We start from the raw sequence: 13780 nt of genomic DNA, 5'->3' as shown, positions 1-13780 counted from the left end.
ACGCCACGCAGATTGCGAGAGGCGGCCCGCCAACGTTGCTTGACGGGATTGAGATCACCATGCAGATGCGCGCTCACAGCGGGAACATGCCTTCGCCACAGCAGGGCGGCGGCTTCCGGCTTCCGAATCCACGCCGCCGGCCGCTGGCCCATGCAATAGCGCTGCTGGTGGCAGCGGGCGGCATGCTCGATAGCGCGCACGCCCAGCAGGCTTTCAGCCGCGACTGGATGGCCCAGAAGAACATGATGCAGGGCACGGCGGCGGCAACCGGGCGGCTGCCCAACGGCATGCCGGCCTCGGCGCTGACCAATCCGTCCGCGCAGCAGCAGCAGGCCAGCCAGCAGCTCCAGCGATCGATCCAGAACCTCGCCACCACCGCGCAGGCCATTGCCGCCATGCAGGCCGCGCAGGCTGCGGCGCGCAACGCCGCCGCGCAGGACCCGTCGGTGCCAGACGGGCTGGCCGAAGGTGGTCTCAAGGTCGATGCCAACAGCCTGACGGCCGGCTGGCAGAACGCCCGGCCGCTGGACAAGGCCACCGGGCAGAAGATCGTCGATGGCCGGACCGTGGTGTCCATCGAGCAGACCGGCGAACGCGCCATCCTGAACTGGGAAACCTTCAACGTGGGGCGCAATACCACGGTGGAGTTCCACCAGCAGGCCGACTGGGCCGTGCTCAACCGCGTGAACGACCCGCAGGCGCGGCCCAGCCAGATCCAGGGACAGATCAAGGCCGACGGCACGGTGATGATCGTCAACCGCAACGGCATCGTCTTCAAGGGCACCAGTCAGGTCGATACGCGCAACCTGGTGGCGGCCGCCGCCGGCATGACCGATGCCCAGTTCCAGAAGGGGCTGTTCAGCGAGGCCAAGGGCAGCGGCTATGTACCGACCTTCGCCAATGACCTGGTCTCGACGGCGACCGCCACGTCATTCGGCAATGCCACCGGCGATGTGGTGGTGGAGGCGGGCGCGCGCATCGCCACGCGCGCGCCGCAGAGCGTGACCGAGGGCGGCGGCTACGTGCTGCTGGCCGGCCGCGAGGCGCACAACCGGGGCACCATCGTCACGCCGAACGGCCAGACCACGCTGGCCGCCGGCGACAGCTTCGTGATCCGCCGGGGCATGGGCACCGACGCGAACAAGACGTCCACCACGCGCGGCAATGAGGTGGATGTGCTTCGCAACCCGGGCAGCACGGCCGGGCTGGTCACCAACGCCGGCCTGATCCAGGCCGCCACCGGCGACATCACGCTCAAGGGCCATACGGTCGAGCAGCGCGGCGTGCTGCTCTCCAGCAGCTCGGTCACCACGCGCGGCACGGTGCACCTGCGCGCCGAGGGCGATGACAAGAGCCGCGTGACGCTGGCCCCGGGCAGCGTCAGCGCCATCCTGCTGGCCGACAGCAACGAGACTGCGCTCGACGTGCAGCGCGACGCGCTGGTCAAGGATTCCGCCACCGCCAGCGAGGGCGGCTACAACCGGCGCGACCAGTCGCTGGTGCAGATCGCCTCGGGCGGCGACGTGCTGTTCGACGCCGATTCGCTGGCGCTGGCCACTGGCGGACAGATCCAGGTCAATGCCGCGCGCCGCACGCTGCTGGCGGACCGCGCCGTGCTGGACGTGGCGGGCGCCGTGGGCGTGCGTGTGGCGATGGAGTCCAACAACGTCGAAATCAACGTCCAGGGCAACGAGCAGCGCGACGCCCCGAACAACCGGGATTCCGGCAAGCTGAATAACACCACCATGTGGGTGGACCGGCGCTACCTCGTGCGCGTGCCGGCCGGCACCAACGGCGCCACCACGGACCGCTGGTACACCGGCGGCGGCCTGCTGGAAGTCAGCGGCTACCTCAACACCAGCGGCCACGGCATCGGCGAATGGGCCGCGCTGGGCGGCACCGTGCTGTTCGAAGGCGGGGAGCTGGTCTCGCGGGCGGGGTCGTCCATCAACGTGGCGGGCGGCTCGCTGGACGTGCAGACCGGCAAGATCAAGCAGACCTGGCTGCGCGGCAGCGACGGCCAGCTCTACAACCTCGCCACGGCGCCCGGCGACATGACCTACGAGGGCGTCTATCGCGGCTTCGAGGCGGCGCACAAGCGCTGGGGCGCAAAGGCCACCGAGCAGTTCTACAACCCGCTGATCGCGCCGCGCGAGCGGCTGGAGAACGGCTACACCGTGGGCCGCGATGCCGGCCGCGTGGTGGTGTCCACCGCCTCGGCCGTGATGGAGGGCGATATCGACGCCACCGTCTACCAGGGCCCGCGCCAGGGTCAGGCGCGCGATGCCGGGCTGGATGGCTACCAGCAGTCCCAGATCGCCGCGCCCCGGCGCGGACAGCTGGTGATCGGCAAGCTGGTGCCGCTGTTCGACCCTGCCACCAAGACGATCCGGGAGGTCCCGACGGCGGTAGCGGGGCAGGTGGACATTGGCGCGGTGCAGGGTATCGCGCAGGGAGTCGCGCAGGGTATCGGTCTTGAAGACACGCTGCCGGCGGACCTGAGCGGCGGCCATATCCGCCTGGACGCCGGCTGGCTCAACGGCCTGGAACTCGGCGGCTTCACGGTCTTCGCCAAGGATGGCATTGCGGTGGATGCGCCGCTGGCCGTGGCGCCGGGCGGCGCGCTGGGGCTGCACGCCACCACGGTGGACATCGGCGCGGACCTTACCGCGCGTGGCGGCACCATCGCGCTCGGGGACATCGTCAGCCGGGGCACCCCGGGCAACTGGATCGACCGGCCCGTCACTGACTCCCCCACCGGCGCGGCAACCGTGACGGTGGCGCCCGGCGTGATCCTCGATGCGCGCGGCCTGTGGACCAATCTCAAGCAGGACCCGAGCAACATCGACGGCCTGCCCTATGTGAACGGCGGCTCGGTCACGGTCAGCAGTTCGGGCGACGTCACGCTCGGCGCGGGCAGCCTGATCGATGTATCGTCCGGCGCCGCGCTGATGGCGGACGGCGCGCTGCGCGGCGGGCGCGGCGGCAATATCACGCTGCGCTCCAACCAGTATGACGTGGCTGGCACCGGCTCGGGTGCGCTGCGCATGGATGGCGACCTGCGCGGCTACGGCGTGAACGGCGGCGGCACGCTGACCATCGATTCGGGCCTGGGCGTCGCCATCGGCGGCGGCCTGCTGGCCGAATCCGGCGTGCTGCGCGCCGGGGAATCGGTGCCGGTGCACCTGACGCTGGACCAGCCATTCACGATCAAGGCGGGTACGGTGCTGCCGGTGGACTACACGTTCACGTCCGACACCGCCGCGCCGGGCCAGGTGTCGCCGGGCACCATCTCCCTCTCGCCCAGCCGGCCGCTCACGCTCACGCAGGGGTGGGTGGTGCCACCGGGCGTCGGCTTCAATCCCTTCGTTGTGTACGACACGAACGGTGGCTGGTACGCGAGCGGCACCACGGTGCCCGCCGGGACCGTGCTGGTGCGCACGCAGGGCGAAATGGGCGCCGGTTACGTGGTGCCGGCCAACGTGTTCCCGAACGGCATGCCGGTGGCCGCGTACAGCACCACGGTCAAGGCGGGCACGGCGTTCCAGACCGACCATGCGATGGCCGCCGGAGATCGCCTGCCGGCCGGCGTGGTGCTCTCCGCCGACGTGGCGGTAAAGCCGCTGCTGGTGCTGGACGCCGACCTGTTCCAGACCGGGTTTGCGAAGTACGACGTATCGGGCCAGCAGGGCTCGCAGATCGCCAACGGCGCCACTATCGACGTCACTATGCCGGTGCTGCGCCACGACACCACGGTGGCTCACGCGGTGCCCACCGGCGCGGACCCCGCGCTGGCGCTGGAGCGCTGGCTGCCGCCGCTGTGGGAGGAAGATCCGGTCCATGGCGCGCTGACGCAGCGGCGCGGCGCAGACCTTGTGCTGGGCGGCGGCAACCTCTACGGGCAGGCGCCGGTGACGGTGGGCCAGGGCGCCACGGTCACGGTCGATCCGGGCCGCGCGCTGACGCTGCAGGGCAACGGCCAGATCACCATTGACGGCACGCTCAACGCCTGGGGCGGCAGCGTGGCCGTGTTGCAGACCGCGCTGGGCGTGGGTAACGCGGCGTCACCCAGCGGCACGCCCGACGCCCGCTCGATCTGGATTGGCGGCGATGCCGTGATCGATGTGGCGGGGCGGGCGGTTACCGCGCGCGACGTGCAGGGCCGGGCCTATGGCGAGGTCGCCAACGGCGGCACCATCGAAATCGGCGCGCGTCATGTGGCCGGCGCGCGGGAGGTCGATGCCGCCGATTCCTTCGTGGTGGTGCGGCCCGGCGCGCGGCTGGATGCCTCCGGGGCGTCGGCGGTGGTGGACGTGGCCGGCGTCGGCGTCGGCCCGGTCAACGTGGCCAGCAACGGCGGGGTGATCGCGCTCAGTTCCATGCGCGGCCTGTTCGTGGATGGCGACCTGCGTGCGGCAGCCGGTGGCGCGGGCGCGGCCGGCGGCACGCTGGCGATCAACCTGGAGACGCCGTCCTACCTCGGCGTGGACCGCAACACCCTGAAGGGCGCGGCGGTGGACGACGCAGTGCGCGTGCCGCGTGAACTGGTGGTGGCGCAGGTGCAGGGCGATAGCGGCCTTTCCGACGCGCTGCGCCTCGGCATGCGCGACACCGCGCTGCGCTACGGCACGGCCCGCATCGGCGTGGACCGCGTGGCGGCGGGCGGCTTCGACAACCTGGCGCTGCTTGCCAACGGCCTGATCAGCTTCGATGGCGACGTGAACCTGGCGATGGGCCAGAGCCTGAGCCTGACCGCCAGCGCCATCGGCCTGGCCGAGCAGGCTGCGGCCGGCACGCGCGTCAGCCTGGCGGCGCCCTATATGCGCCTCGCCGGCGCCACGCGCAGCCAGGGCGAAAACGGCATCATGCCGAACCCGGTGCGCGGCTCCAGGAACGCTGGCGCGGCGGGCGGTACGCTCGGTGTGCCGCTGGTGGCGGATGGCACCAGCTTCCTGGCCGATGCGCAGTTCCTCGACATCGTGGGCGAGCTGAGCGTTGGCGCGCGCGGCGAGATCATCCAGAACGCGGTAGATCCGCTCAAGGTGGAGCGCGATGCGTTCGACCAGATGACGCTGCGCAGCGCCTCGGACATCCGCCTGTCCGGCGCCGCACTGCTGGTTCAGCCGGGCGACCTGACGCTGGCCGCCTCGCAGATCTACCCGGCCATGCACGACAGCGGCAGGGTCCTGGTCGGTCAGATTGACGGCATCAACCAGTGGGGCAGCCCCATCCGCACCTTCGACCCGACCCGCGTGCTGAACATCGAGCGGGTGGGTGATGCACTGCCCGCCACGCCGTACTCAGTCTTCGGCACCCTGAGCCTGTCCGGCCCCACGGTCAATCAGGGTGGCGTGGTGCGGGCGCCGCTCGGGTCGGTTTCGATCGGGACCAGCGGCAACGGCACGGAAACGGGTGTGGTCAACGTGCTGCCCGGCAGCGTGACCTCGGTCAGCGCGAACGGGCTGGTGATGCCCTATGGCGGCACGCTCGACGGCCTGAGCTATATGCACAACGGCGCGGACGTGGTGTTCCCCGGCGTGGGCGCGGGGCCGACCATCAACCTGACCGGCCACGCCATTGACGTGCAGCCGCGCGCGCTGCTGGACATGTCGGGCGGCGGCGAGCTGACCGGCGCGGCCTTCCTGGCCGGGCGCGGCGGCTCCACCGACGCGCGGATGAACCCGCTGGTGCAGGTGTCGCCGAAGGGCGGCTTCACGCTGCCCGGGTTGGACACCAACCCCATCTATGCGATCGTGCCGGGTGCGCAGGCCGGCTACGCGCCGATCGTGGCCGAGCACGGCGCCAGCGACCCGGCCATCGGCCGCCAGATCACCATCGGCGCGGGGGTGCCGGGGCTGCCGGCCGGTACCTACACGCTGCTGCCCTCGACCTTCGCGCTGCTGCCCGGCGCGTTCCGCGTGGAACTCAACGGCGCCAGCCAGGCTGGGCTGGGGCCGGGGCAGGGGCCAGCACTGGCCATGCGCAATGGCTCGTATGCCACCTCGGCGCAGCTCGGCACGGCCAATACGACCCTCCGCGATGCGCTGCCGACACAGGTCTTCCTGACCTCGGCCGATATGCTGCGCCGGCTGTCCCAGTACAACGAGACCAGCTACGCCGAATTCGGGCTGGCGAACGCGGCGCTCAACGGCGTGCCGCGACCCATGCTCGAGCGCGATGCCAAGGGCCTCCGGCTCGAATTCATCGCCGATGTCCAGGCCGGCAAGATCGGTGACGCCCCCGCGCTGCGCTTCGCCAGCGGCACCACCGCCTACGGCACGCCGGCGGGCGGCTATGGCGGCAGCGCGCTGGTGGTCAGCAGCGCCGGCGACTACGAGATCCTGGCGCCCGGCGCGACCCCCCGGGCGCTGCCCGGCGCGGACCTGTTGAACCAGATCTCGCTGCATGCGGACGATCTCAATGCCATCGGCGCCAACCGCCTCGGCATCGGCGGCCTGCCCGCCGTGGTGCGATCCACCACCGACTCGCAACGCGACAACATCGCCACCTTCACCGGCAACGCCCGCAACATCGTGCTGCGCGAAGGGGCGGTGCTCAAGGCTGGCGAGGTGTTCCTCGTCACCGGCGCCAAGTCTGGCGGCATCGTCATCGAGCAGGGCGCGGGCATCAACACGCTCGGCCAGGGCAAGGCCGCGTGGGATTCCATGGACGGCTACGTCTACGATCCGGCGCGGTTGTCCGTGCTGGCGGTGTCCAACGGCTGGCTGGACCTGCTGCCGCCCGCCGTGGGCAACGACCCGACCCAGGGCCCGGGCCGCATCGACATCGGCGCCTGCGCGGCGGGCGCCGTCTGCCACGGCACCACGCAGCTCTATTCGGAAGGCACGATTGCCGCCGCCACGGACCAGAGCTTCGAGCTGCGCGATACGGCGCGCTACGGCACGCGCAACCTGACGCTGGCCGTCGGCGGCATTAACGTGGGCAGCGAGGCGTCGCTGGCGGCCGTGGCCGCACGCAACGCCCTGACCCCGGGCCTGACCCTCAACCAGGGCGTGCTGGACCGCCTGCTGCGCGGCGACACCAGCGCGGGCGCGCCGGCACTGGAGAACCTCGTCCTGACAGCGCGCGACGCGGTCAATTTCTACGATTCGATCGAGCTGTCCACCATCGACCCCGCCACCGGCAAGTCCTCGCTGGAACGGCTGGTGCTGACCACCCCGGCCATCTACGGCATGGGGGACGCCGACGCCCGCGCGCGCATCCGTACCGACACGCTGGTCTGGAACGGCACCAACACCGCGCCGGGGCAGGTGGCCGCTGGCGGCGCCGGCAACGGCAGCGGGCAGTTCATCGTCGATGCGCGCCAGATCGAATTCGGCTATGGCCCGGGCACCCGCCCGGACACCATCCACGACATGGACCGGCTGGTGCTGGGCTTCGGTGGGGTGGAGCTGAACGCCAGCGAACGCGTCACGGCCAACCAGACCGGCTCGCTTGCGGTCTACCAGACGCGCGGCGCCTGGGACGCGGCCACCAACGCCTACGCCTACAGCGGCGGCGACCTGACGATCCGCACGCCGCTGCTGACCGGCGCAGCCGGCTCGGTCAACAAGATCCGTGCGGGCGGCGCGGTGAACGTGGCCGCGCCTGCCGGGGCCACCGCGCCTGCGCTGACGAACGCCGAGCTGATTGCCGCGCTGGGCGCGGAGGTGTCGCTGGCCGGGCGCAGCGTGGTGCTGGACACCACCGTGGCGCTGCCCAGCGGCAAGCTCACGGTGTCCGCCGAGGGCGATGTCGTGCTCGGCGATGGCGCCCGGCTCGACCTCGCCGGCCGCAAGGTCGATTTCTTCGACGTCAGCAAGTACAGCTGGGGCGGCGACGTGGTGCTGGAAAGCCAGTCCGGCAACATCCTGCAGACGGCCGGATCGCGCATCGACCTCTCCGCGCTGGAGAACCGCGCCGGCAAGCTCACCGCCGTGGCGGTGGGGGCTGGTGCCGGGGCCGGCACGGTGGACCTGCGCGGCGCCATCGCGGGCGGCAGCACCGGGTATTACGATGCGGGCGGCACGTGGGTGCCGTATGCGGCGGGCGGCGCCGATATCCGCGGCCAGCATGTGGCCGACTTCACCGGCCTCAACCATCGCCTGACGGCGGGCGGCGTCACCGGCAGCCGCAGCTTCCAGATCAAGCAGGGCGACCTGACGGTGGGCGACGAACTGAAGGCGCGCGAGATCAGCGTCTCGGTGGATGGCGGCCGGCTGGTGGTGAACGGCACCGTGGACGCCAGCGGCGAGCAGGTGGGCAGCATCCGCCTGGCCGCACGCGATGGCGTGACGATTGGCGGCACCGCGCTGCTGGACGCCCATGGCCGCGTGCTGCGCGTGGACAGCTACGGGCAGCCGATCGAGGCGCCCAACCGCGCCGTGATCGACATCAACGCGGGCCAAGGCCGGCTCACGCTGGCGGACGGCGCGCGCATGGACGTGCGCGCCGGCACCGACGGCACGCCGCTGTCGCTCGGCACGGTGGAGTTGAGCGCGCGCCGGCTGGGCGGGGCCACCGGCAACGACATCGACATCGACGCGGCGGGCAGCGTGCGCATCGACGGCGCGCGTGCGATTACGGTCAACGCGTTCCAGACCTACAACGATGCGCCGCTGGTCTCCGGCGGCACGGCCGATGGGCGCGACTACCAGTCCATCACCCAGGCCTATCTGGACCAGAAGCACGGGGACAGCGTCATCTTCATGACCAACGCACTGGCCAACGGCGACCTGATGAGCCGCCGTCTGGCCGGGCTGCGCCAGTACGCGGATGCGCTCCACCTGCGCCCCGGCGTGGAGATCGTCTCCATCACGCCCGATGGCGACCTGCATATCGACGGGGATATCGACCTGTCCGGCTACCGCTACGCGAGCGTCAATCCGCATGCGCAGCAGACCGGCGTGCGCGGCTCGGGCGAGGCGGGCGCGCTGGTAATGCGCGCCGGCGGGGACTTCAAGATCTTTGGCAGTGTCTCAGATGGCTTCGACGGCAGCGCGCTGCCCGTCACGCCGGACGACAACGGGTGGATGCTGGTCAAGGGCCGCGTGCCCTGGGGCGGCGACGTGGTGGTGCCGACCGACGGCAAGGTCACGCTGGCCGATGGCACCTTCTTCCAGCCGGGCCGCGCGCTCAACTACGCCTTGCCGATCCAGGCCATGAGCCTGCGCGCCGGCACCGAACTGCCCACGCGCGCCACGCTCACGGCGGACCTCGTGCTGCCGGCCGGCACCGTGCTGGGCGGTGCCATCCGCGACGGGGCGGGCAATGTGATTCATCCGGCCGGCACGGTGCTGTCCGCCGCGCTCACGCTGACCAGCGGCATGCAGCTGGACGCGGGCAACCGCCTGCCGGGCGCCGCGCACGTGGCGGCCATGACGTGGCCGGCCGGCGTGCCGCTGCCGTTCCCCGATGGCGCCGTGGTGGACATGCCCACCTACGGCCCGGTCAACGGCGTGGTGCTGGCGGGCGACCTGATGCTGCGCAAGGGCGCCATGATCCCGGCCGAAACCGTGGTGAAGCTGCCCGGCGACGCCACCACCGTGCTGATGCGCGACGCCGACGCCAGCGGCAACCAGGGCCGCACCTGGGCGCTGGCGCCGATGCTGGAGCAAGGCTCGCAGGCGTGGTCGATGCGGCTGGTGGGTGGCGCCGATCTCTCGGCGGCCGACACCCGCGCGCTGCAGCCGCGCAGCACGCGCGGGCAGCTCCTGCTGGCGGATACCCACTACGGGCTGGCCCAGCAGACCGTGCTCAAGCCGGGCACGGGCATCCCGGGCCAGTACATCTGGGGGCCGGAGGCCTGGCTGTTCGGTGAAGTGCCGGGCACGCCGATCAACCTCGACCTGTATGGCGGCGAGGAGGCGGTGGCCGGGCTCAACGACCTGGGCCTGGGCATCCTCGTCGAGAAGATCGCCGATGGGATACCGCCGGTCTATGAAGACAAGATGATGCCGGGGCGCCAGCAGATGTTCAGCGTGCTGCGTACCGGCACCGGCGACCTCGACCTGCTGGCCGCGGCCGACTTCACCATGACCTCGCCGTTCGGCGTCTATACCGCCGGCACGCAGGCGGCCGGCGTGGATGCTGCCTATAACCAGGCGCGCGCCAGGGGCGCGGACGGCACGCTGCTGGGCGCTAACGGCGCCTACCTCGAACCGTTTATCAACGGCGGCGCCCAGAGCACGTACCAGGCGTGGTATCCCGAGCACGGCGGCAACGTGCTGGTGCGCGCGCAGGGCGATGTGCGCGGCGACATCATCGGCACCAAGCCGGGCACCATCCGCAACGACGACGCGCTGGGCCAGATGCGCATCCACTTCGACACCTCGGCCGTGGGCGGCTGGCTGTGGCGCCAGGGCACCGGCAGCGCGGCGGCGGCGGGCGAAGGCGTGCCCACGGCGTGGTGGGTCAACTTCGGCAGCTATGTGGCGGCCAAGGACGACCAGTACGCGGTGCAGGGCACCCTGCCGTTCCTGGTGGGCTTCACCGGCATCGGCACGCTCGGCGGCGGCAATCTGGTGATGGAAGCCGGCGGCAACGCCGGCATGCTGGAGTCGCGCATGGGCAATGGCGCGTCGGTGCTCTCGCGCAGCCAGGGTCTGGTGCTGGCCGTGGGCAGCACGGGCCGCGTTTCGGCCGATGGCAGCACGCTGACGCAGACCGGTGGCGGCGACCTCGACATCCGCATCGGCGGCGGCCTGAATCCGGTGGCGGAGGTGCGCAACCAGCCCGAGAACAATGGCGAAATCACGCCCCTGACGCGTTTCTCGAATCCGCGCCTGGACCTGAACAGCACGTTCGTCAACCTGCGCGGCGCGCTGCGGCTGGAAGCCGGCGCGGTGGGCGGCATCGAGCTGCGCTACGACCGTGCCGATCCGATGGAGACGCGCGCCTACCAGCCCTATGTGGCCAGCTCGTCCATCGCGGGCGGCGGGCCGGTGCTGGTGGTGGGCGATGCCGGCGTGCGCATCGAGTCGCGCGGGGATCTGGTCATCGGCGGCGTGGCGGACCCGGGCCGCGTGGCCCAGTTCCACAACGGCACGCCGTTCACGCTGGACGGCACCGCGCAGGATGGCGAGGGCTGGAGCTGGTTCTCGCTGTGGACGCCGTCCACCGCCATCGACCTGTTCAGCGCGGGCGGCAACCTGACGCCATCCACGGCGTGGGCGGACGACCGGGACCGCAGCAACCACAGCGCCACCGACGGACGCTTCGTGATGCCGTCGATCCTGCGCGCGGCGGCGCCCAACGGCAGCCTGTACTACGGCAATGCGAGTTCCGGCCGGGTCAGCAACAACGCTGCGGAGCAGTCGCCGGTCAGCCTGATCCTGGCGCCCTCGCCGGTGAGCCCGCATTTCGCGGTGACAGGCACCGGCGCACTGGAGCTGCTGGCCGGGGATTCGATCTACGCGGCCGGCTATGCGGTCACGCAGTCCGGCGCCAATCCCACGCTGCTGCCGAGCCCGTTCAACCCGGGCTTCCTCGGCGTGGTCGGCAACGCCTGGTACGGCCAGCATGTGGTCGGCAATATCGACCCGCAGGCGCTGGCGCCCAGCGTGCTGTTCTCGAAGGGGGTGGAGAGCGAGCAGTTGTATCCGCTGTTCAGCCTCACGTCGCCCACCGCGTCCGGCTATACCCGCGAGGGGCAGCCGCCCGCGCGCTTCTATGCGAACGAGGGCGATATCGTCGGCCTGCGCACCGGTACCATCGTCTACGTGGGCAGCCTGACGGGCACGGTGGGCACCCAGAGCCCCTTGTACGAGGGGGGCGGGCCGGTGGCGATCCGCGCGGGGCGCGATATCGTCAACGCCGGCACGCCGCTGGGTACCTTCGCGATGGCACCGGAAGACGCGCTGGGCTGGTTCGGCCAGTACTACAGTTCCCAGCCTAACGCGCCGCTGCGGCCCACCCGGAACACGATCGCCACCACGCGCGGGAACCTGATCGTGCATGGCAACGACGATGACATCTCGGTGATCTCGGCGGGCCGCGACATCCGCGGCGGCAGCTTCTACGTGGCGGGCCCCGGCCTGCTGGAAGTGACCGCCGGGCGCGATCTTTATCTGGCCGACAAGGGCGAGCTGCGCAGCATTGGCGCGGTGGCCGGTTCGGCGCAGCACGACCGCTCCAACGGCGCGGCGATTGCCGTGGCCGCCGGCGTGGGCGCCAGGGGGCTCGACGGGCTGGGCTTCGACGCCTTCGCTGCGCGCTACCTGGACGCGGCCAATCAGGCCGACAGCGGGCGCCCGCTGGCCGACCAGCCGGGCAAGGCCGTGACCACTTACGGCGGCAAGCTGACGCTGGGCGACTGGTTGCGCGCCGAGTTCGGCTACACCGGCGACGAGGCCGGCGCCCCGGCCTTCCTGGCCGCCCGGCAGGCCGAGCTGGATCAGACGCGCCAGACGGCGCTGGCTGCCGGCACCACCGCGCCCAGCCGCGACCTGCAGCGCGAATACGGATTGGCCGGCCAGCTGCATCTGGTCAACTGGCTGACCGACCGCTTCGGCGGCAGCAACGGCCTGGGCGTGCATTTCGATGCCGCCACCATGGACGCGCGGCAGTTCCTCGCCGCGCTGCCGCCGGAGCAGCAGCGCGCCTACCTGCGCAACGTGTACTACGCGGAACTCAAGGCCTCGGGCCGCGAGTTCAACGACGCCATGGGGCCGCGTGCGGGCAGCTACCTGCGCGGCCGCGAGGCCATCGCCACGCTGTTCCCGGGGCAGGCGGCGGATGGTCAGGGTGACTATCAGGGCAACTATCAGGGCGACCTGACGATGTTCAGCAGCGCGCGGTTCTACCAGAGCGGGCAAGACAGCCTGGATGGGCGCTTCACCACGCGCCCCAAGCCGGGCACGACCTACCTGAGCAAGGCCGAGTGGCTGGCTGCGGGCAGCCCCGGCGGCGTGCCGTTCTACGCCGTGCTCGACGCCGGCATCCACACCGACTTCGGCGGTGACATCGGCGTGCTCACGCCGGGCGGCCGGACGCTGGTCGGCGTGGACGGCGGCTTTGTGCCGGGCGAAGGCTCCGGCGTGCTGACACAGGGCGCGGGCGAGATCCAGATGTATGCCCGCGACAGCATCCTGCTGGGCCAGAGCCGCATCTTCACCACCTTCGGCGGCAATATCCTGGGCTGGTCAGCGCAGGGCGACATCAACGCGGGGCGCGGTTCCAAGTCCACCGTGGTCTACACGCCGCAGCGGCGCACCTACGACGATATCGGCCTGGTGGCGCTGTCACCGACCACGCCGAACACCGGCGCGGGTATCGCCACGCTGAACCCGATTCCCGAGGTGCCGCCGGGCGATATCGACCTGATCGCGCCGCTCGGCACCATCGACGCGGGCGAGGCCGGCATCCGGGTCTCGGGCAACGTCAATCTGGCGGCGCTGCGGGTGGTGAACGCGGAGAACATCCAGGTGCAGGGCAAGGCGGCGGGCATGCCGGTGGTGGCGGCAGTCAACGTCGGGGCGCTGAGCAATGCGAGCGCGGCGGCGTCTCAGGCGGCCAGCGCCGCGCAGGATGCCGTGCAGCGTGACCGCGCGGCGGCGCGTCAGGGCTTGCCGTCGGTGTTCACGGTGCGGGTGCTCGGCAACGGCAATGAGGGCGACGGGGGCGCCGGCGCCTACGCGCCGCGTGGGCGCGAAGGGGCCAGCGCCACGCCGCCGAAGTACGATCCGCAGGGCGTGGTGCAGGTGCTGGGGCAGATGGACCTGGGCGAATCGCAGTTGCGCATGCTCACCGCCACGGAGCGCAAGAACCTGGAGCGGTAAGG

Annotated in this window: 1 protein-coding gene; it reads left to right on the top strand. The window is 71.3% G+C overall.

Going from position 1 to position 13780, the window contains the following annotated elements; genetic code table 11:
- The first annotated feature begins 86 nt into the window (after window positions 1–86).
- Entirely contained in the window at window positions 87–13778 is a 13692-nt protein-coding gene (locus tag AB4120_RS11835) for a filamentous haemagglutinin family protein (RefSeq protein WP_441642278.1), read from the top strand.
- Window positions 13779–13780 lie beyond the last annotated feature (2 nt).

Source organism: Cupriavidus sp. 2KB_3, assembly GCF_052115685.1.
Lineage (GTDB): Bacteria > Pseudomonadota > Gammaproteobacteria > Burkholderiales > Burkholderiaceae > Cupriavidus > Cupriavidus campinensis.
The sequence above is the reverse complement of the archived record's forward strand: the minus strand, read 5'-3'. Positions and strand labels throughout refer to the sequence as shown.

Bases quoted from the DNA above. Each gene is read 5' to 3' on its own strand.
- AB4120_RS11835 (WP_441642278.1), top strand. From the start codon at position 87: ATGCCTTCGCCACAGCAGGGCGGCGGCTTCCGGCTTCCGAATCCACGC.